18 protein-coding genes are annotated in these 20,404 nt (G+C 72.7%); 11 read left to right on the forward strand and 7 right to left on the reverse strand.

Annotated elements, in window-relative coordinates:
• Positions 1–6: 6 nt before the first annotated feature.
• From ACQEVZ_RS36790 to ACQEVZ_RS36805, 4 genes are read left to right on the forward strand one after another with little or no spacing between them, the layout of a single operon-like run.
• Positions 7–330, forward strand: coding sequence for an L-rhamnose mutarotase (locus ACQEVZ_RS36790; RefSeq protein ID WP_344503297.1), 324 nt, complete (start codon positions 7–9; stop codon positions 328–330).
• Positions 327–1,505 (forward strand): L-rhamnose isomerase, encoded by a 1,179-nt coding sequence (rhaI, locus tag ACQEVZ_RS36795; protein ID WP_354895377.1) that lies wholly within the window; start codon positions 327–329, stop codon positions 1,503–1,505. Before ACQEVZ_RS36790 ends, rhaI begins: the two co-directional genes overlap by 4 nt.
• Positions 1,502–3,487, forward strand: coding sequence for a bifunctional aldolase/short-chain dehydrogenase (locus tag ACQEVZ_RS36800; RefSeq protein WP_433375123.1), 1,986 nt, complete (start codon positions 1,502–1,504; stop codon positions 3,485–3,487). The genes rhaI and ACQEVZ_RS36800 overlap by 4 nt, the downstream gene beginning before the upstream one ends.
• Positions 3,484–4,851, forward strand: a complete 1,368-nt coding sequence (locus ACQEVZ_RS36805) for a rhamnulokinase (RefSeq protein ID WP_433375126.1) — start codon at positions 3,484–3,486, stop codon at positions 4,849–4,851. Before ACQEVZ_RS36800 ends, ACQEVZ_RS36805 begins: the two co-directional genes overlap by 4 nt.
• On the opposite strand, the gene ACQEVZ_RS36810 is transcribed toward ACQEVZ_RS36805, so the two are convergent.
• From ACQEVZ_RS36810 to ACQEVZ_RS36830, 5 genes are all read right to left on the reverse strand, one after another.
• On the reverse strand, positions 4,836–5,366 hold the full coding sequence (locus ACQEVZ_RS36810; RefSeq protein ID WP_433375129.1) for an HD domain-containing protein: 531 nt from the start codon (positions 5,364–5,366) through the stop codon (positions 4,836–4,838). The genes ACQEVZ_RS36805 and ACQEVZ_RS36810 overlap by 16 nt on opposite strands.
• Positions 5,363–6,010, reverse strand: coding sequence for a 4'-phosphopantetheinyl transferase family protein (locus ACQEVZ_RS36815; RefSeq protein ID WP_433375132.1), 648 nt, complete (start codon positions 6,008–6,010; stop codon positions 5,363–5,365). The genes ACQEVZ_RS36810 and ACQEVZ_RS36815 overlap by 4 nt, the downstream gene beginning before the upstream one ends.
• A 347-nt stretch (positions 6,011–6,357) precedes the next feature.
• On the reverse strand, positions 6,358–7,359 hold the full coding sequence (locus ACQEVZ_RS36820) for a hypothetical protein (RefSeq protein WP_433375135.1): 1,002 nt from the start codon (positions 7,357–7,359) through the stop codon (positions 6,358–6,360).
• A gap of 79 nt (positions 7,360–7,438) precedes the next feature.
• Positions 7,439–8,878, reverse strand: a complete 1,440-nt coding sequence (locus ACQEVZ_RS36825; protein ID WP_433375138.1) for an FAD-dependent oxidoreductase — start codon at positions 8,876–8,878, stop codon at positions 7,439–7,441.
• Positions 8,875–9,987, reverse strand: a complete 1,113-nt coding sequence (locus tag ACQEVZ_RS36830) for a polysaccharide pyruvyl transferase family protein (protein WP_354895365.1) — start codon at positions 9,985–9,987, stop codon at positions 8,875–8,877. The genes ACQEVZ_RS36825 and ACQEVZ_RS36830 overlap by 4 nt, the downstream gene beginning before the upstream one ends.
• A gap of 86 nt (positions 9,988–10,073) precedes the next feature.
• Here ACQEVZ_RS36830 and ACQEVZ_RS36835 point away from each other — a divergent pair, with 86 nt between their 5' ends.
• From ACQEVZ_RS36835 to ACQEVZ_RS36855, 5 genes are all read left to right on the forward strand, one after another.
• Positions 10,074–11,090, forward strand: a complete 1,017-nt coding sequence (locus tag ACQEVZ_RS36835) for a potassium channel family protein (RefSeq protein ID WP_433375142.1) — start codon at positions 10,074–10,076, stop codon at positions 11,088–11,090.
• 19 nt (positions 11,091–11,109) lie between these two features.
• Positions 11,110–11,736: a hypothetical protein gene (locus tag ACQEVZ_RS36840; RefSeq protein WP_433375145.1), complete on the forward strand. Its 627-nt coding sequence runs from the start codon at positions 11,110–11,112 to the stop codon at positions 11,734–11,736.
• 73 nt (positions 11,737–11,809) lie between these two features.
• Entirely contained in the window at positions 11,810–12,373 is a 564-nt protein-coding gene (locus ACQEVZ_RS36845) for a sigma-70 family RNA polymerase sigma factor (protein WP_363403911.1), read from the forward strand.
• Between the two features lie 70 nt (positions 12,374–12,443).
• Positions 12,444–13,391 carry a hypothetical protein gene (locus tag ACQEVZ_RS36850; protein ID WP_354895359.1) on the forward strand — a complete coding sequence of 316 codons (948 nt, stop codon included), beginning with the start codon at positions 12,444–12,446 and terminating at the stop codon, positions 13,389–13,391.
• 89 nt (positions 13,392–13,480) lie between these two features.
• Positions 13,481–16,402 (forward strand): RICIN domain-containing protein, encoded by a 2,922-nt coding sequence (locus ACQEVZ_RS36855; protein WP_433375150.1) that lies wholly within the window; start codon positions 13,481–13,483, stop codon positions 16,400–16,402.
• On the opposite strand, the gene ACQEVZ_RS36860 is transcribed toward ACQEVZ_RS36855, so the two are convergent.
• Complete coding sequence (locus ACQEVZ_RS36860; RefSeq protein WP_433375152.1) at positions 16,399–17,298, reverse strand: pirin family protein; 900 nt, start codon at positions 17,296–17,298, stop codon at positions 16,399–16,401. The genes ACQEVZ_RS36855 and ACQEVZ_RS36860 overlap by 4 nt on opposite strands.
• A gap of 56 nt (positions 17,299–17,354) precedes the next feature.
• Between ACQEVZ_RS36860 and ACQEVZ_RS36865 the strand changes: the two genes are divergently transcribed.
• On the forward strand, positions 17,355–17,921 hold the full coding sequence (locus tag ACQEVZ_RS36865) for a hypothetical protein (protein ID WP_433375154.1): 567 nt from the start codon (positions 17,355–17,357) through the stop codon (positions 17,919–17,921).
• Here ACQEVZ_RS36865 and ACQEVZ_RS36870 read toward each other — a convergent pair.
• Positions 17,918–18,937: an ROK family protein gene (locus ACQEVZ_RS36870; protein ID WP_433375157.1), complete on the reverse strand. Its 1,020-nt coding sequence runs from the start codon at positions 18,935–18,937 to the stop codon at positions 17,918–17,920. The two genes, ACQEVZ_RS36865 and ACQEVZ_RS36870, sit on opposite strands and share 4 nt — an antisense overlap.
• Before the next feature lie 96 nt (positions 18,938–19,033).
• On the opposite strand from ACQEVZ_RS36870, the gene ACQEVZ_RS36875 reads away from it, so the two are divergent.
• The gene (locus tag ACQEVZ_RS36875; RefSeq protein ID WP_433375160.1) at positions 19,034–20,377 is read left to right on the forward strand and encodes a hypothetical protein; all 1,344 of its coding nucleotides are present in this window, start codon (positions 19,034–19,036) and stop codon (positions 20,375–20,377) included.
• Positions 20,378–20,404: the final 27 nt, after the last annotated feature.

A 20,404-nucleotide genomic window follows, 5' to 3' on the forward strand; every position in this document is an offset into this window, starting at 1 on the left:
TTCGGCGTGCGCCGGGTCTGCTTCACCCTCCAGGTCAAACCCGATCGGCTGGATGAGTACCGGCGCCGCCACGCCCACGTCTGGCCCGAGATGCTCGCCGCGCTGCGGGACGCGGGCTGGCACGACTACTCGCTCTTCCTCCGCGACGACGGCCTGCTCGTCGGCTATCTCCTCACCGAGGACTTCGCCGCCGCGCAGGCCGCCATGGACGCCACCGACGTCGACCGGCGCTGGCAGGCGGAGATGGCGGAGTTCTTCATCAACGGTCGGCACTTCGTCGTCCTCGACGAGGTGTTCAACCTCGACCACCAGCTTGGAGCGTTGCAATGACAGAGCTCGCCCCGGAGACGCGCACGCGTGTCGCGGCCCAGCTGCGCGGCCAGCGGATCGAGACGGCGTCCTGGGCATACGGCAACTCGGGCACCCGGTTCAAGGTGTTCCCGCAGGAGGGCGTGCCCCGGGACCCGTATGAGAAGCTCGCCGACGCGGCGACCGTGCACCGGTTCACCGGCGTGGCGCCGACCGTGGCGCTGCACATCCCGTGGGACCTCGTCGACGACTACACCGACCTCGCCCGCCACGCCCGGGACCTCGGCGTCGCGCTCGGCACCATCAACACCAACGTGTTCCAGGACAACGACTACAAGCTCGGCAGCGTCACCAACCCGGACCCCGGCATCCGCCGCAAGGCGATCGGGCACCTGCTGGAGTGCGTCGACGTGATGGACCGCACCGGCTCGCGGGACCTGAAGCTGTGGTTCTCCGACGGCACCAACTACCCTGGCCAGGACGACGTGCGGACCCGGCAGGACCGCCTCGCCGAGGCGCTGCGCGAGACGTACGACCGGCTCGGGCCCGACCAGCGGATGCTGCTGGAGTACAAGCTGTTCGAGCCGGCCTTCTACATGACCGACGTGCCCGACTGGGGCACCGCCTACGCGCACTGCCTCACGCTGGGGGAGCGGGCGCAGGTCGTCATCGACACCGGGCACCACGCGCCCGGCACCAACATCGAGTTCATCGTCGCGGTCCTGCTGCGGGCCGGGAAGCTCGGCGGCTTCGACTTCAACTCCCGCTTCTACGCCGACGACGACCTGATGGTCGGCGCCGCCGACCCGTTCCAGCTGTTCCGGATCATGCACGAGATCGTGCTCGACGACGCGCTGACGGGGAAGGGGATCGCGTTCATGCTCGACCAGTGCCACAACCTGGAGCCGAAGATCCAGGCGGTGATCCGGTCCGTGCTCAACGTGCAGGAGGCGACCGCGAAGGCGCTGCTCGTCGACCATGCCGCCCTGCGCGCGGCGCAGCTGGAGGGCGACGTGCTGGGCGCCAACGAGGTCCTCATGGACGCGTACAACACCGACGTGCGGCCGTTGCTGCGCTCGGTTCGGGAGGACATGGGCCTCGACCCGGACCCGATCGGCGCGTACAAGCGGTCCGGGTACCTGGAGAAGGTCCGCGCCGAGCGGGTCGGCGGCACGCAGGCCGGGTGGGGCGCGTGAAGGACCTCATCGCCCGCTCCCGCCGCCTGGGCGCCGACCCCCGCAACACCAACTACGCCGGCGGCAACACCTCGGCCGTCGGCCTCGCCGCGGACCCCGTCACCGGCGGCGACGTGGAGGTCCTGTGGGTCAAGGGATCCGGCGGTGACCTCGGCACGCTCACCGAGGCGGGCCTCGCCGTGCTGCGCCTGGACCGCCTGCGCGCGCTCACCGGCGTGTACCCGGGGGTGGAGCGCGAGGACGAGATGGTCGCCGCGTTCGACTACTGCCTGCACGGCCGCGGCGGTGCCGCACCGTCGATCGACACCGCCATGCACGGCCTGGTGGAGGCCGCGCACGTCGACCACCTGCACCCCGACGCGGGCATCGCCCTCGCCACCGCCGCCGACGGGCCGGCGCTGACGAAGGAGTGCTTCGGCGACCGGGTGCTGTGGGTGCCGTGGCGGCGGCCCGGCTTCCAGCTCGGCCTCGACATCGCGGCCGTCCACCGGGCCAACCCCCAGGCGATCGGCGTCATCCTCGGCGGGCACGGGATCACGGCGTGGGGCGCCACGTCGGACGAGTGCGAGGCGAACTCCCTGGAGATCATCCGGACCGCGACCGAGTTCCTCGCCGCCCGTGGCCGACCGGATCCGTTCGGGCCGGTCGTACACCCGCCGCTGCCGCTGGAAGAGCGCCGCTCGCGGGCGGCGGAGCTGATGCCGGTGCTGCGCGGGCTGGCGTCCAGCGACCGGCCGCAGGTCGGGCACTTCACCGACACCGACGTCGTGCTGGACTTCGTGTCGCGGGCCGCCCTGGAGGACCTCGCAGCGCGGGGGACCTCGTGCCCGGACCACTTCCTGCGGACCAAGGTGCGGCCGCTCGTGCTGACATCCTCCTCCGTGGAAGAACAGTTCGCCGCGTACCGCGCCGAGTACGCGGCCTACTACGAGCGGCACGCCACCCCGGACTCGCCGGCGATGCGTGGCGCGGACCCGGCGATCGTGCTGGTGCCCGGCGTCGGGATGTTCTCGTTCGGCGCCGACAAGCAGACCGCGCGGGTCGCGGGGGAGTTCTACGTCAACGCGATCAACGTGATGCGCGGCGCCGAGTCGGTGTCGACCTACGCGCCGATCCCCGAGTCGGAGAAGTTCCGGATCGAGTACTGGGCCCTGGAGGAGGCGAAGCTCGCCCGCCGCCCCGCGCCCCGGCCGCTCGCGTCGCGGGTCGCGTTCGTGACCGGCGGCGGCTCCGGGATCGGGCGGGCCATCGCGCTGCGGCTGGCCTCGGAAGGCGCCTGCGTGGTCGTCGCCGACCGGGCCACCGATGCGGCCGCCGCGGTCGCCGCCGAGATCGGTACCTCCGACAAGGCGGTGGCCGTCACCGCCGACGTGACGTCCGAGGCGGCGATCAAGGCGGCGTTCGCCGAGGCGGTCCTCGCGTTCGGGGGCGTCGACCTCGTCGTCAACAACGCCGGCCTGTCCATCTCCAAGCCGCTGCTGGAGACCACCGTGGACGACTGGGACCTGCAGCACGACGTGATGGCCCGCGGGTCGTTCCTCGTCGCCCGCGAGGCCGCCCGCGTCATGATCGACCAGGGCACGGGCGGCGACATCGTCTACATCGCCTCGAAGAACGCCGTCTTCGCCGGGCCCAACAACGTCGCGTACGGCGCGACCAAGGCCGACCAGGCGCACCAGGTGCGGCTGCTCGCCGCCGAGCTCGGCGAGCACGGCATCCGGGTCAACGGCGTCAACCCCGACGGCGTCGTCCGCGGCTCCGGCATCTTCGCCTCCGGCTGGGGCGCGCAGCGCGCCGCCGTCTACGGCGTCCCGGAGTCCGAGCTCGGCGCGTTCTACGCCCAGCGCACGATCCTGAAGCGGGAGGTCCTGCCGTCGCACGTGGCGAACGCCGTGTTCGCCCTGGTCGGCGGCGAGCTGTCGCACACCACCGGCCTGCACGTCCCGGTCGACGCGGGCGTGGCCGCGGCGTTCCTGCGATGAACCGCCTCGCGGCCGTCGACCTCGGCGCCTCGTCCGGCCGGGTGATCGTGGGCTCGGTCGGGTCGGGCACCGTCCACCTCACCGAGGTCGCCCGCTTCGCCAACACCCCGGTGCAGGTCCAGGGCACCCTGCACTGGGACATCCTCGGCCTGTACCAGGGGATCCTCGACGGACTGGACGCGGCCGGCCCGGTCCAGTCCGTCGGCGTCGACTCGTGGGCCGTCGACTACGGGCTGCTCGACGGCGACGGCCGGCTCCTCGGCAACCCCGTCCACTACCGCGACGCCCGCACCGACACGGTCGTCTCGCCGGTCCCGGCCGCTGCGCACTACGCGGCGACCGGGATCGCGAACCAGCCGTTCAACACCGTGTTCCAGCTCCTCGCGGCCGGCGGCACCGCACAGCTCGACACCGCGCGCACGCTGCTGCTGATCCCGGATCTCATCACGTACTGGCTCAGCGGCACGATCGGCGCGGAACGCACCAACGCGTCCACCACCGGCCTGCTCACCGCCGGCGGCGGGGCCTGGGACCTGCCGCTGGTGGCGCGGCTCGGCATCCGGGCGTCGCTGCTGCCGCCGCTGCGCGACCCCGGCACCGTCGCGGGGCCGATGCTGCACGCCCCCGAGACCCTGGTGACGACGGTCGCCTCGCACGACACCGCCTCCGCCGTCGTGGGCGTCCCCGCGCGCACGGACCGGTTCGCGTACATCTCCTGCGGCACCTGGTCCCTCGTCGGTGTCGAGCTGCCGTCGCCGGTACTGACCACCGGCAGCTTCGAGGCCGGCTTCACCAACGAGACCGGCGTCGACGGCACCGTGCGGTACCTGCGCAACGTCATGGGCCTGTGGCTCCTGCAGGAGTGCATGCGCGCCTGGGGACCCGCTGTCACGCTGTCCGACCTCCTGTCGGGCGCGGCCGCGGCGCCCGCCCGGCGCAGCGTCGTGGACGCCACCGACCCGCGGTTCCTGGCCCCGGGCGACATGCCGGCCCGCATCGCCGCCGCGCTGAAGGAGACCGACCAGCCGGCGCCCGCGGACCCGTACGCGATGACCCGCTGCATCCTGGACAGCCTCGCCCTCGCGTACCGCCGCGCGATCGACGACGCCCGGCGCCTCACCGGCCGCCCCGTCGACGTCGTCCACCTCGTCGGCGGCGGCGCGCAGAACGCCCTGCTGTGCCAGCTCACCGCCGACGCCTGCGAGCTGCCCGTCGAGGCCGGCCCGGTCGAGGCCGGCGCCCTCGGCAACATCCTCGTCCAGGCCCGTGCCCTGGGCCTGATCCCCGCCGACCTGCCGTCGATGCGCGCCCTGCTGCGGTCCTCCCGCCGGTACGAGCCCCGCGCCGCTCAGGCCGTGGGGTAGGCGTTCTGGAAGGCCAGGCGTTCGTCGGCCGTGTCGGCGATCCGGGTCAGCTCGTCGTCGAGCGCCATGAACGCCTCCCACGGCTCGCCCGGGAGGAGGCCGGCGACGCGGCGTTCGAGGTCGTCGACCCGCTTGCCCTTCCACACCTTGTCGGCGAGCGTGACCAGCAGCTCCTCCGGGGTCGCGTCGGGCCGGTCCCACCGCGCGTGGTTGGCCGCGAACCTGGCGAGGTCGCCGAACTCCTCCAGCATCCGCGCGCCGGCGGCCTCGTGCGCGCTGCCGGGGCCCGCCAGCTCCTCCGGGTGCAGGGTCTTGCCGATGTCGTGGGTGGCCGCCCCGAACAGCACCGCCGCCCGGTCCACGACCAGCCCGGGCGCGTGTGCCGCCAGCCAGTCGAGGAGCTGCGCCGCGACGTCGTGCACCAGCCGCAGGTGCGCGGCGAGCCGCGGCGGCGCGCCGACCCGCCGCAGGAGCGCCGCCACCTCCGCCGGCAGCGGGCGCAGGTCGTCCATCATCGCGTGATGTAGCCGGCGGTGCGGATCAGGTCGGGCTCCACCGCGAACCGGCCCCGGAACACCGCCGGCGCCCCCGGCTCCTGGTCGAGCTTCTCCGGCAGGATCGCCGCCTCGAACGTCCCGTTCACCGGGTCGATGCTCAGCCTCGCGTCGTGGAAGTCGAGCCACGTCCCCATGATCGGCGACCACATCTTGTACACCGTCTCCTTGGCGCTGAAGTGCACCGCCGGCCACCACGGCTCATCCGCCCGCTCCGCGCACCAGGCGATCTCCTCCGGCAGGCAGATCGACGCGACGATGTTCGCCGGCAGCACCGTCCTGCGCTCCGCGTCGATCCCGACGGCCCGCAGCTCGGGCACCCGCCCGACGGCGACCGCGCAGTAGCCCTTGGTGTGCGTGATGCTCCCGGTCGTCCCCGCCGGCCACACCGGCGCCCGGCTCGGCGCCGACAGCACCGGCGCCCCGTGCACCCCGACCCGGCTCAGCGCCCGCCGTGCACACACCCGCCCCGCGGTGTACTCCCGCCGCCGCCCGTCAACCGCCCGCGGCGACAACCCGGCCGCCTCGTCGGGCAGCAGCACCCCCGTCCAGTCGTCCTCCCCGGCCACCTCAACGACGACGATCTCTGGCAACAGGTCCCGCACGACCCGGAACTCTACCCCGCCACCACCCCTCCCCGCCGCGCTCGTCCTGCCCGCCGGCCACAACCTTGTCGCGCCGCCCCTGACCCGACGCCGGGCACCGAGGGTGCGCATCGATCCCATTCCAGGGCGGGCGGATCCAGGCGGGCAGGCCCTTCGAGGAGGACGCGGAGCCGATCCCGCGGGCCGGCCGTGGTTGAGGGTATGGAGACGGTCACCGCTTGATCCTTCGAACTGACCAGAGCGCGAAGGAGAGATCAAGCGATGACCGCACCCAAGAGTGTGGACGTCGGCCGGTTCCCAGGCCGGGCGGCCGGACGGTCCCCAGCCGAGGAGCATCGGCGGCGGGCTCAGGCGGCGGGCCTGGTCGATGGGGCTGACAGGCCGCCGAGTGCGGCACCGGCCAGGGCGGTCAGGACGACGACGCCCGACCACAGCTCCTCCGTCCAGGCCACCCCCAGCGAGAGCTGGACGCCGATCAGGTGCGTGGACCAGATCAGCGGTGGGACCAGGGCGCCGAGCGTGACCGGCACCAGGTCGGGGCGCTGGGCGGCGACCCACTGGACGGCGAGGTCGGCGAGGACGGCGCCGAGCAGTGGCCAGAGCTGGGCGGCGAGGTGCGCGAAGTCGTTGAACACGCCGTCGGGGATCGAGGCCGCCGCCACCACGACCGTGACCAGGCCGGCGGGGACGCGGCCGAGACGGGTCCAGGCGAACAGGCAGGCGGTGACGACGAGCACCGTGAAGGCGAGGTACTGCGCGAGCCCGAACGCCTGCCCGTTGCGGAAGCCGTTGAAGGCGGCCGGCGCGTCGGTGAACGGCGACAGGTAGTTGAGGAAGAAGGCCGCGACGCCGACCGCGCTCAGCAGGCTCAGGAGGACGGGCAGGTCGCCGGCGAGGGACGGTGCGGCGCGGCGGGCGGCGGCGGCGCGGACCGGCGTGGTGATCATGAGCGTGCCGGCGGTGAGGAGGAGCAGGTGCGGCGGGCTGAGGAGGGCCTCCAGGCTGACCTCGACGCCGAACAGGGTGTGCCAGGTCATGTCGACCACGCCGCCGACGGCGAAGAGGACGACGCCGAGCAGGCCGAGGCCGTAGCCCGCGGGGACCCAGTCGCGGACCGGGCCGGCCGGGCGGCCGCGCCACAGCACGGACGGCACGATGGCGATGGCGAGCGCCGCATAGCCGCTGTAGAGCACGCCGTGCCACGGGGTGAAGAACGTCTCCAGCTCCGGCACGTGCGAGTGCGCCCAGCCGTCCAGGTACAGGCCACTGGTGAGCCACAGCGTGGCGAGCGCCGCGGCGAGGTCGCGGCGCGTGGTGGACTGCGGCCGGTGCGAGACAGCCAGAACCATGGATCGATCCTGACGCATCGTGCGGATCGGAGCGACCCCGTTCCCTCGAAATGGACGCAGCGTGATGCCGTCGGTACGGTCAGCTCAGCGAGGCGCCTTGCGCTCGCAGTACACGCTGAACCTGCGTGACAGGGATCTCCCTCGGCGGCTTGCCGGCCCGCGCCGCCAGGGCCGCGCACACGCCCGCCGCCTGGCCGGTCGCCATCGAGATCGGCATGATGCGGTAGGAGCTGTGCGCCACGTGGTCGCCGGAGATGCAGCGGCCCGCGACGAGCAGGCGGTCCACGTCACGGGGCAGCAGCGTGCGCAGCGGGATGTCGTAGGAGGTGCCCTGCGGGAGGCGCCGCAGGATGGTGCCGGGGCCGTTGGGGTTGTGGATGTCCACCGGGTACGCGCCGCGCGCCACCACGTCGGGGAACTTCCGCGCGTCGAGGACGTCCTGGCCGGTGAGCTGGTAGTCGCCCAGCACGCGGCGGGTCTCCCGCACGCCGACCTGCACGCCGCTCTGGATGACGTAGGAGGACTCGAAGCCGGGCACCCTCGTGCGCAGGAACCGCGAGATGCTGTCGAGCTGCTGGTGCATGGTCAGCTCGGCCCGGGTGAGGTCCCACACGCTGATGCCGAGGCCGCCGAAGCGGGTCGAGTTCACCGACACCTCACCGGAGTGCGGCGTGGCGAAGAAGAGGATGTCCTCGCGCGGCAGGTCCAGCTCGCCGGCGTCCCGCGCGGCCCGGATCAGGTCCCACAGGCCGTGCACGCCCTTCCATTGATCCGGATGCTCCTGTACGTACGAAGCGAACCCGTCGCGCTGCATCTCGCCGATCCGGAACATCAGCGTCATCGGCTGGGTCAGACCGTCCTCGGGGCGGCCGACCTCGAACGGCGCGCCCGCCGACGCGGCCAGGTCGCCGTCGCCCGTGCAGTCGACGACCACGTCGGCGTCGATGACGACCGGGCCGGACTTCGTCTCGAACACCACCCGCGACGAGTCCGGCAGCGTGATCAGGTCGGAGGCGAACGCGTGCAGCAGCAGCTTCACGCCCGAGCCGCCGAGCATGTCGTACGTGACGAGCTTGAACACCTCGGGATCGAACGGCACCGTGTAGCCGGTGTCCGGGGCCGGCCTGATCGCCCCACCGGCTCTGACCAGGCGGTCCAGCAGCATCCACAGCACACCGGCGACGACCGGCTCGCCCTCGCCGTGGTCGGTCGGCAGCAGACGGTTGTCCTCGCCGCCGACGGCCTGCTTCATCTCGTTGTGGAAGCTCATGAGCGGCATGACGAGCGCCGCGGTGGCGTTGCCGCCGAGGAACCCGTAGCGCTCGACCAGCACGACGTCGGCGCCCGCGGCGGCCGCGCCCATCGCCGCGCCGAACCCGGCCGGGCCACCGCCGACGACGAGCACCTCGGTGTGCCCGCCGTACTCCGCTGTCCTCGGCGGCAGGTGTACGCGGTGCGGGTCCGCCGGCTTCGCCAACGCGGTCAGGTTGTTGCCCTCGTTGCGTTCCGGCTCGCTCATGCCGCCACCTTCGTCCGTTCGAGCTGGGCGTCGAGACGGCGGCCGGTCTCCGTGGCGCGCTGCTTGAGGGCCGCGACCCGCGACGCGGTCTCGTCCAGGCGCTGCGGCCGCTCGTCCCACAGCCGGTCGACCTGGGCGAGCAGCGGGCCGGCGGCCTCCCGGACCACCCCGCGGGGCACCGGCGCGCCGATGCGCTGCGCGAAGTCGAAGACCTTCCCCGCGTACGGCAACGCCAGCAGCGGCACGCCCGCCAGCGCGGCGAACATCAGGAAGTGCAGCCGCATGCCGACCGCCAGCTCCAGGTGCTTCATGAGGCCGAGGACCTGGCCCGGCCGGAAGTCGCCGTGCAGCACCCGGCAGTGCTCCGCCGCCGTCATCCGGGCCAGCACCGCGTGGGCGTGCTGGATGTCGGAGCGCTCCATCGGCACGAACAGCAGCGACGCGTCGAGCCGGTGCACGATGAAGTCGCCGACGTGGGCGAGCAGCTGGTGGTACCCGTCGGCGTCGAGGTGCTGCGCGGCGCGGCCCGGCTCGCGGACGCTCATGCCGACGACCCGCCGCCCGTGTGGCAGCGAGTCGCTCAGCAGCCCGGCGTCGAACTCCTCCGGCGTCAGCAGCAGCGCCGGGTCGGCGGTCACGGAGACGCGGCAGGTCACCCCCGCCTCCTCGAGCGCGACCTTCGACTCCTCGTCCCGGACGGTCACCTCGACCGCCTGCGCGAGCACGTCGCGGGCCATGGCGCAGTCGATCTCCTCCGTCAGCGGACCGGCGCCCAGCGCGTACGTGAAGACCGGCACCCGCTGCTCCTGCGCCGTGCGCACCACCCTGAGGTAGCGGCGGGCCTCCGTGTCGTACAGGATGCCGCCGCCGCCGAGGATCAGCAGGTCGAGCCGCCGGAGCTCGGCCGCGGTCCGGTCCCGGCTCACGCCCTCCCAGGGGGCGACCTCGACGTCAGGGTGCGCCGCCGCCGTGTGCCCGGGCTCCCGCGAGAACACCAGGACGTCGACGTCCGGGCGGCGCGCCCGCAGGTCGGCGAGGACGCTCGTGAGGATGGCCTCGTCGCCGAGGTTGCAGCCACCGTACGAGCCGAGCACGCCCACTCTCGTCATTGCGGCTCGCTACCCAGGCATGGTTCTGTCATACCTGGCCCGTATGGTGGGTTTCGACCATTCGGGCAATCCGTGGAGCGAAGCACGTGATCCAGTTTCCGGCTGTGCGGCGGGGGCCACTGCGGGCGATCAGCGCCCGGCTCGCCTTCGCGGTCCTGCTCGTCTCCGCGATCGTGCTGGTCATTTTCGCCGACCGCGACGGCTACCGGGACGTCAACGAGGACGGTCTCACTCTCCTCGACTGCTTCTATTACGCGGTCGTCACCCTCTCCACCACCGGTTACGGCGACATCACGCCGGTGTCGGAGACGGCCCGCCTCGCCAACGTCCTGATCATCACCCCGGCCCGCGTGCTCTTCCTGATCATCCTGGTCGGCACCACCCTCGAAGTCCTGACCGAGCAGTACCGCACCAACCTCAGGTTGCAGCGGTGGAGGAAGCGCGTGAAGAACCACGTCATCGTCTGCGGCTATGGCACGAAGGGCCGAGCGGCCGTCGGCACCCTGGTGGAGAACGGGCTGGACCGGGCGCAGGTGGTCGTCGTCGAGACCGACCCGGCCGCCGTCCGGCAGGCCCAGTCCGACGGCCTCGTCGTCGTCGAGGGCTCCGCGACCCGCTCCACGGTGCTCAAGGAGGCCCGCGTCGAGGAGGCCAAGGCGATCATCATCGCCACCGACAGCGACGACGCGTCGGTCCTCGTCACGCTCACCGTCCGCCAGCTGACCGCCGGCAAGGTCTCCATCATCGCCGCCGCCCGCGAGGCGGAGAACGCGCCACTGCTCCGCCAGTCCGGCGCCCACCACGTCATCGTCTCCTCCGCCACCGCCGGCCGGCTGCTCGGCCTGTCGACGACCGCCCCGCCGCTCATCGAGGTCGTCGAGGACCTGCTCACCCCCGGCCAGGGCATGGCCCTCGCGATGCGCTCCGCCCGCCGCGACGAGGTCGGCTCCTCGCCGCGCGAGCTGACCGAGCTGGTCATCGCCCTGTTCCGCCGCGGCAAGGTCCTCTCCCTCGCCGACCCCGAAGGCACCACCATCCAGACCGGCGACATGGTCGTCTACGTCCGCGACGACCGCCCCCAGGCCGTCCCCGCAATGCCGTGACCCGGCAGGTCGGGATCTGATGAGGGTGCTCGCGATGGGGGTGGGGCGGGGGCGTTCGGTGGGGCGGAGGCTGCTGGCGGGGGTGGTGCTGGGGGCGGTGCTGGTGTTCGGGTGGGCTTCGCCGGCGGGGGCGCATGGTGGGGCGTCCGTCACCATTCACTCGGATGGGCGGGGGTCGGTGTGGATCACTGCTCAGTGGCAGGACGGGCATCCGATCAACGAGCCGATGGTGGTCACGCTGTCCGCTGGGCCTGCGGGGGCGTCGGCCGGAGTTCCGGGGAGCGGGCCGGCGTCTGCGATCGTGGGGGAGCGGCTGACGCAGACGGGGGACGAGCGGGGGACGCAGACGTGGAGCGGGGTGCTGCCCGCCGGGACGTGGCGGGTCGCGATCGACCTCGGGGCGCCCGTTGAAGGGCATTGCCAGGCGCTTGTTCCGTCGGCCGGCAGTACCGGTGCCAGTGTGCAGGCAGTTGAGGTGGCTTGCCTGATTCCGGCGACCGGTGCCACGGCCGACGGCCAGGGTGGCGAGGCCGGGTCATCGGCGGGGAGTCTTGCGCCGCTGTGGGTCACCCTGTCCGTGCTGGGCATCGCGGGTCTGATCGGGGCCGAGGTGGTGCGCCGGCGCCGAGGTAGGACGAAGACGTAGACGATGGTCACTGGGTGGGACGGTGGGCGAGGCGGTGGGGGCGTTGGCGGGAAAGGGCGTTACGCTTCCTCGCGTGACTGGTGAGGCCGGCGTGGAGGCAGCTGACCCGGCGTCGGACCCGGCGACGGCGGCGCTGCTGGCGGCCCGTGGCGGTGACCGGGGCGGGGCCGGGGCGTTCGTCCGGTTGACACAGCCGGAGGTGTGGCGGTTCGTCGCCGCGCTGGTCGGGGTGGGGCATGCCGATGACGTGACGCAGGACACCTACCTGCGGGCGTTCCGGGCGTTGCCGGAGTTCGCCGGAAGGTCGAGCGCGCGCACGTGGGTGCTCGCGATCGCGCGGCGGGCGTGTGCCGACCATGTGCGGGCCGCGGTGCGGGGGCGGCGGCTCGAGGCGCGGGTCGCGGCGGAGCCGGAGGAGCTGGCCGGGGGCGACCACGCGGGACTGCACGCGGCCGCCGACCTGGTGGCGGGGTTGCCGGCGGAGCGGCGGGTGGCGTTCGTGCTGACGCAGGTGCTCGGGCTGTCGTATGCCGAAGCGGCCGAGATCGAAGACGTCCCCGTGGGCACGATCCGGTCCCGGGTCGCCCGTGCCCGCGCCGACCTGGTCGCCGCGATCGCCGCCGCCCGAGCCGGATGACACGCAGCACCAGTAAGCGATGACACACAGCAACGGCAGGCAGAAGACGCGAACGGCGGCACGAGCGGCGGTGGCCGTGGTGCTGGGGGTCCTCGCCGCGCTCGGGTACGTCGCACCGGCCGGCGCGCACGGTGCCGACGCCCCTGCCGCCGTCGACTACGTGGTGCGCGTCGACTCGGTGTCCGAGCCGGGGGTCACCGTCCGGGCGGTCGAAGGCGGGGCCCGCCTGGAGCTGCGCAGCGCCTCGGACCGCACGGTCGTCGTGCTCGGCATGCAGGGGGAGCCGTTCCTCAGGATCTCCGGGGACGGGGTGGCCGAGAACCGGGGCTCCCCGACCTGGGCGGCCAGCCGCTCCCTGACCGGCACCGTCAAAGGTGCCGCGACCGCGGCGCCGCAGTGGCACCAGGTGTCCCGGCAGCGCACGGTGCGCTGGCACGACGAGCGGGCGCGGGAGCTGCCCGCCAGGGCGTGGAGCGTCCCCCTCGAGATCGACGGGACCACGCCCGGCATCATCCGCGGCGTCATCGCCAAGGCGGAGCCACCGGCGACCGGCTGGTGGTGGTCCGGCGCGCTGCTCGCGGCGGTGGCGATCGGGTTGGCGACGCCCAGGTCACGGATCGCCCTGGCGGTCGTCGCCGGGGTGGCGGGCGCGGTCGTGGTGGCCTGGATCGTGGTGAGCGCGCAGCTGGCCACGTCGCCTGCCGAGAACCTCGGCACCCAGCTCCTGGCCAGGCTGTGGCCGCTGCTCACCGGCGTCGGGGTGCTCGCGGCGGCCGGGCTGCTGGCGCTGAGGAGGAGCGCCGCGAACCTCGTGGCCGCCATCGGCGGGGCGTGCCTCGCGGTGATGACCGGGTTCGCCGACGCGGGCGTGTTCAGCAACGGCGGCCTCGCCGGCCCCGGCTGGTCGAGGTGGGCGGTCGCCACCGCGCTCGCCGGCGGTCTCGGGCTGATGGCCGGCGGCGCGACGAGCTGGTACAGGACGCCGGTGAAAGACCGCACAAGCGAAGACGATAAGTAAACAAAATCCAACGGGTTCTTTCATAAAGGCGCGTTACTGCGCATAATCGGGCATCGATGTTCCCCGCCAGGAGCAAAGGAGTCCGGTCCATGGACCGCAGAACGTTCGTCGCGAGCGGTGTCGCCCTCACCGGCGGCGCGATCGCCCTGTCCACCGCGGTTGCCAGCCCCGCCGGCGCAGCGGTGCGCACGGCGAAAACCGTCACGCCCGGAGCCCGGGGCGGTCACTACTGGCCGAACCTCGCCCCGCTGAAGGCGACCGCGTTCCTGAAGCTGCCACCGGGCGCGGTCCAGCCCCGCGGCTGGCTCCGCACACAGCTCAACATCGAGGCCGACGGTCTCTGCGGCCGGATGACGGAGGTGTCGGACTACCTGCAGTACTCCGGCAACGGCTGGGTCGACAAGACCAAGGGCGCCTGGGAGGAGCTGCCCTACTGGCTGCGCGGCTTCGGCGACCTCGGCTACGTCACCGGCAACACCCGGATCCTGACCCTGGCCCGCCAGTGGATCGACGGGATCATCGCCAACCAGGCCGCCGACGGCTTCTTCGGGCCGAACGCGCTACGGACGAGCCTGGAGGGCGGCCCGGACTTCTGGCCGCACATGCCGCTGCTGGACGCGATCCGCTCGCACGCCGAGTACAACGAGCGCAACGGCACACCCGACAACCGGGTCAACACGTTCATGCGCAAGTACTTCCAGTTCCAGAACGCGCAGCCCGCCGCCGTGTTCAACCGCAGCTGGGCCGCCCTGCGCTGGGGCGACAACATCGACAGCGTGTACTGGCTGTTCAACCGTACCGGCGAGACCTGGCTGCTCGACCTGGTGCGGAAGATCCACGCCGGCTCCGCGGACTACACCAACGGCATCCCCAACTGGCACAACGTGAACCTGGCGCAGGGCTTCCGCGAGCCGGCGCAGTTCGGCCTGCTCGACCCGGACCCGAAGTTCCCCGCCGCCACGTACCGCGACTACGACACCGTGATGGGGCTGTACGGCGACTTCCCCGGCGGCGGGTTCGCCGGCGGCGGGTTCGCCGGCGACGAGAACTGCCGCCCCGGGTACACCGACCCGCGCCAGGGCTTCGAGACCTGCGGGATCGTCGAGTTCATGCACAGCCACCAGATGCTCGCGCGGATGACGGGCGACTCGATCTGGCTGGACCGGTGCGAGGACCTCGCGTTCAACCTGCTGCCCGCCTCGCTCGACCCGGCGCAGCAGGGCATCCACTACATCACGTGCGCCAACAGCATCGGCCTGACGAACGCGACCCTGACCCAGGGCCAGTTCCAGAACGGCTTCCCGATGCTCGCCTACATGCTCGGCATCCACAACTACCGCTGCTGCCCGCACAACTACGGCATGGGCTGGCCGTACTACGCGCAGGAGCTGTGGTTCGCGACCTGGGACAAGGGCCTGTGCGCGGCGATGTACGGCAACTCGCAGGTGACCGCGAAGGTCGGCGCCAACGCCACCACGGTCACCGTCACCGAGGACACCGACTACCCGTTCAGCGACACGATCACGCTGACCATGGGCACCCCCGGGGCGGTGGCGTTCCCGCTGTACCTGCGGATCCCGAAGTGGAGCACCGGCGCGGTCGTGCGGGTGAACGGCACCGTGGTCACCGGCACGGTCGAGGCGGGCTCGTTCGTCATCGTCGACCAGACCTGGAACAACGGCGACAAGGTCACCGTCACGCTGCCGATGCGCACCACCGTGCGGACCTGGGCGAAGAACGGCAACGCGGTCAGCGTCGACAACGGCCCGCTGACGTTCTCGCTGTCGATCGCTGAGCGCTGGCAGCGCATCGGTGGCACCGACGCGTGGCCGACCAACGAGGTGTACGCGAACTCGCCGTGGAACTACGGGCTGCTCATCGACCCGGCGAACCCGCAGGTGACGGTGACCCGCAAGCCGGGCCCGCTGGCGGCGAACCCGTTCACCCGCGACGGCGCGCCCATCTCGCTGAGCGTCACCGCCCGGAAGATCCCCAACTGGCAGGCGGACGCCGAGGGGGTCGTCCGCACGCTGCAGCAGAGCCCGGCCCGCTCCACCCAGCCGAACGAGACCGTGCAGCTGCTGCCGATGGGCGCGCAGCGGGTCAGGATCACCACGTTCCCGCGGGTCAGCGACGGCGCCGACGCGGTCGACTGGGTCATCCCGGCCACGCCGTCCGCGTCGTACTGCAACCCCGGCGACACCGTCGCGGCCCTCAACGACGGCAAGGTCCCGAGCAGCTCCGCCGACGGGAGCATCCCGCGGCTGACGTTCTGGAGCCATCTGGGCACCAGCGAGTGGGCGCAGCTCACCTACTCCAGCGCGATCACCACCAACGCCGTGTCGGTGTACTGGTTCGACGACACCGGCACCGGCCAGTGCCGGGTCCCGCAGTCGTGGCAGGTGCAGTACCGCAACGCCGGCGGCGCCTGGGTCGCGGTGTCCGGCGCGTCGGCGGCCGGCACGGCGCTCAACACGTTCAACCGGGTCACCTTCACCAGCGTCACCACCACCGCGATCCGGGTCGTCGTGCAGCTCAAGGCCGGCGTCTCCGGCGGCATCCTGGAGATGCGGGTCGAGGGCAGCACCGCTCCGATCACCTGGAAGCGGATCCAGAACAAGAACAGCCTGAAGGTCCTCGGCGTGGACGGCATGTCGACGGCGAACAGCGCCAACGTCGTGCAGTTCGACGACAACGGCACCGCCGACCACAACTGGCGGCTCGTCGACGCCGGCGGCGGCTGGTTCAAGATCGTGAACCAGAACAGCGGCAAGATGCTCGCCGTGCAGAACATGTCGACGGCCAACTCGGCGCTCGTCCAGCAGTTCGAGGACAACGGCTCCGCCGACCACCTGTGGCGGCTCATCGACAACGGCGACGGCTGGGTGCGCATCCAGGTGCAGCACAGCATGAAGGTGCTCGGCGTCTCGGGCATGTCGACGGCCAACTCGGCGCAGGTCGTGCAGTTCGACGACAACGGCACCGCCGACCACCTGTGGCGGCTGCTCTAGCTCGCTCGCGCGCGCGGCCGGGGCAGCAGCCGGGTGGTGGGCAACGCGGGCGCCGGCAGCGGCTCCTGACCACCCGGCACGACCCCGAACCGTGACGATCCCGCCTGCCACTCGTCGCGCGCTTCCACGATCTCCTCGTGGGAGCGCGCGACGAAGTTCCACCACATGACCAGGTCCTCGTCGAGGGGCACGCCACCGACGAGGAACAGCCGCGCGCCGCCCTCCGACGCGAGGCGCAGCGACGAGCGGCCCTCGGGCAGGTGCAGCAGCGAGCCGGGCGGCACGTCGACCCCCTCGACCCGCGCGCCGCCGTCGGTGACGACCACCCCGTGCTCATAGGTCTGATCGATCGCGATTTCCGCCGGTGTACCGGCATCGAGGCGCACCTCGGCGCCGACCAGCTCGCTGTGCACCACCGCCGGTGATGTGACCCCGCCCAGCGAACCGACCGCGACGGTCATCCGTACACCTGCCGCCTCCGCGACCGGGAGATCCTCCAGGTGCTCGAACCGGGGCTCCTGCCACCGCGCGCCGTCGGGCAGCGCCACCCACAGCTGCACCCCGTGCAGCAGCGGCGGCTTCTCGGTGGGGGAGTCCTCCGAGTGCGCGATGCCGCGCCCCGACGTCATGATGTTGAGCTCGCCGGGGCGGATCAGCACGTCGGAGCCGAGGCTGTCGCGGTGCCGGATCTCCCCGTCGAAGAGCCAGGTCACCGTCTGCAGCCCGATGTGCGGGTGCGGCGGGACCCGCATCCCCGGCTTTCCCGTGACCTCCTCCGGCCCGAAGTGGTCGAGGAAGCACCACGCGCCGACGGTCCGCCGGACCTTGTTGGGCAGCGTCCGCCGCACCACCGAGTAGCGGCCCAGCGGCACGTCCCGGCCTTCGAGGAGTTCCATCGTCCGATTCTCCCTCCGGCGCCCGGCGGCAACCACGGACGGGTAATTTGTCCGATGTGATGGCATTGGTGGTGGCGGTACTGGCGACGCTCGCCGCTGGTGCCGCCGTGTTCGTCGCCTTCCAGGCGCTGCGGGGCGTCCAGCGCGCGGTGGCCGGTGCCGCCGGCCTGCTCGCCGCGTATCAGCTGGCCGAGGCGCGCGCCGACGCCGAGCGGGTCTGCGCGTGGGCGGTCAGCGAGCGCGAGACGTTCGAGAAGATCATCACGCGGGGCGTGGTCGGCGCCGCGATCCGCAACGCCGGCCAGACACCCGTCTACGACCTGGAGATCGTGTTCCGGGACCCGCCCGCCGCCTGGACGGCGATCAGAAGGGTCCGGATCGTGCCGCCGGCCGAGCAGCCCGAGGTGTACGCCGGGTTCGACGAGGAGAACACCGACGGGCCCGTCGAGCGGGACCGGATCAACGAGGACGGGACGATCCGGCTCGCCCCGTCCGCCGACATGCACGTCGAGCTGCGCTTCACCGACAGCCGGGGCCGCCGCTGGCAGCGCGACGACAAGGGCGTCCTCAACCAGGTCGGGGCCGACGTGGCCCGCGCGCCCGCCCCAGTGGAGCAGCTCTAGAGGCTCGCCGCCGCCGCGATCGCGGCGCCCCGGGCGCCCGCCATGTCGCGGTCCGGCACGAGGGCGAACGTGGCGACCGCCGCCTGCTCCTCGCGCAGCAGCGTGTATTCGCGCACCCGCGCCAGGAACCACTCGCGGAAGTGCGCCGCGGCCTCGACGACGCCGCCGCCGACGAAGTAGCAGTCCGGGTCGGTGAAGTTCGCCGCGATCGTGAACAGCCGGCCCAGCCCCATCGCCTGCTGGTCGAAGATGCGCAGCGCCAGCTCGTCGCCCTGCTCGGCGAAGGACCGGACCTGCTTCGCGGCGGCCTTCATCGAGTCGGCCCGGTGCAGCGGGTGGTCCGGGAAGCGGGTCAGCCAGTACGGCAGCAGGTTGCGCACGATGCCGGTGAGGGAGCTGACGCTCTCCACGTCGCCCAGGAACCCGCAGCCGCACGACGGCAGCGGCTGCCCCTCCTCGAGCAGGCCGTGCATCGGGATGTGGACGTGGCCGAGCTCGCCGGCCATCCCGGCGGCACCCTTGACCACGTTGCCCTGCTCGATCACGCCGCCGCCGAGCCCGGTGCCGACGATCGCGGACACCGACGACCGCTGCGTCGCGGCGGCGCCGAAGTGCACGTGGTGCGCGTAGAGGGCGGCGGCGTTGCCGTCGTTGTTGTAGACGACGGGCAGCCCGAGCCGCTGCTCCAGGGCCCCGCGGAAGTCGAAGCCCCACCAGGCCTGCTGGGAGAAGTTCGTCGAGCCCTTCGAGGAGATGACCCCGCCGGCGGTGGCCGGGCCGGGGGTGTCGAGGCCGACCGCCGCGACCCGCGACCGGTCGGTCTTCGTCACCGCGAGGATGTTGTCGAACGCGCCGGCGAGGGCCTCGACCGCGACCGCCGGCCCTTCCAGGACCCGGCTCGGGACCTCGACCAGTCCGTCGACCAGGAACGCCCCGTCGTGGGAGAGCACGGTGGCGTTGTTGGCGGTGCCGCCGTTGTCCAGGCCGACGACGACCCAGTCCTCTGCCGTGCCCATCGATCGTGCTCCTCACCGGGATCGAACGTCAGCGGCGAACACGGTACCGCACCCCGTGACCCGGCGGGCACCTCGATCGTTCGGATCCTCATGGCGGTGCTGGAGCGGCAAGGGCACCTCGTCAGGTGGTGGCCGGCGGCGGCGCTGCTCGCGGCGACCGTCGCGCAGGGGCCGGCCGCTGGGTTCGTCTACGACGCCGCCCACTACTTCGACGGCTCCCTCGCCCTCTTCACCGGCGCGGACACGGTCCGGGTGGGCGACCTCGACTTCCGCGGCGCCCTGACACCGCTGGTCTACGCTCCTGCCGCGCTCGCCGAGCACCTGGTCACCGGCGCCGGCCGGTACGCCGTCCTGCTGGAGAACGCGCTGCTGGTCGCGCTCGTCGGCGGGTTCCTGCTGCCCCGGATCGCCGCCCGCCCGGCCGCCGTGTGGGTGTGCGCGCCGCTGACCTGGCTCGTCGCGGCGAGGTTCGCGCCGTTTCCACTGATGGACCTGCCCGCCGTCGCCGCCTTCCTGACCGCGGTGTGGTTGGCACTGCGACCCGACCCGCTGCGTTCCGACTCACTGCGTTCCGACTCACTGCGTCTCGGCCCGGCGTGGTGTCTGGGGCTCGCCGGGGTGGCCGCCGGCGCGACGGTCAACCTGCGGCCCGCCTACCTGCTGCCCCTGGCCGCGCTCGGCGGGATCGTCGTGGTGACCCGCCGGCGGCCAGCGCTGTGGTTCGCGGCCGGGGTGGTCGCCGGGTCGCTGCCGCAGGTGGCGTTCAACGCGCTGCGCGGATCGGTGCCGGGGCCGACGCCGCCGGGCACGGCGGACCTCGCCGGGTTCCAGGCAGGTTACGCGTCGTACATCGTGCGCTACGACACGATCGAACCGGCGGTGGGGGCACCGCAGCAGTTCTACTGCGACCCGTCGATGGCGGCGGCGGTCGACGGGCGCCTGGCCGCCTCGACCGGCGGACTGGTCCGGGCGCTGCTGACGAACCTGCCGGAGTCGGCGCTGTTCCTCGCGGAGAAGGTCGCCGCCGCCCTGGCGTGGTCGTGGTCGACGCCGTACAGCGCCGCCGCGAGCGCCGAGCACTACGAGCTGACGGTGCCGGTCGTGCTGATCGTCGCCACCGGGATCGTCGCCGCGTGCCGCACTCCGGGGGCGCGGACCCTCGCGATCCTCGCCGCGGGTGTCTGCGCGTCGCTGATGACGTCGGCCACCGAGACCCGCTTCGCGCTGCCCCTCGTGCTGCTCGCGGTGGCCGGGTGCGCGCTGGTGACCGGCCCGGCCGGGGTCGCCGGCGAGTCGCGCCCGAGGGTCATCCGGTTCGTGGCGGTCGTGCTGGTCCTGGCGGCCGCCGTGGCCGCCGTGGCCGCGGTGGCGGCCCTGGGGGTCGCGCACCCGCTGCCGCCCGGGCCGGCGACCCCGGCGGTGTGCGCCGCGAACGGGTGAAACGGCGCGACGCGTCCGGCGCCCACG

The organism is Dactylosporangium sp. CA-152071 (assembly GCF_050936335.1).
Taxonomy (GTDB): Bacteria; Actinomycetota; Actinomycetes; order Mycobacteriales; family Micromonosporaceae; genus Dactylosporangium; species Dactylosporangium maewongense.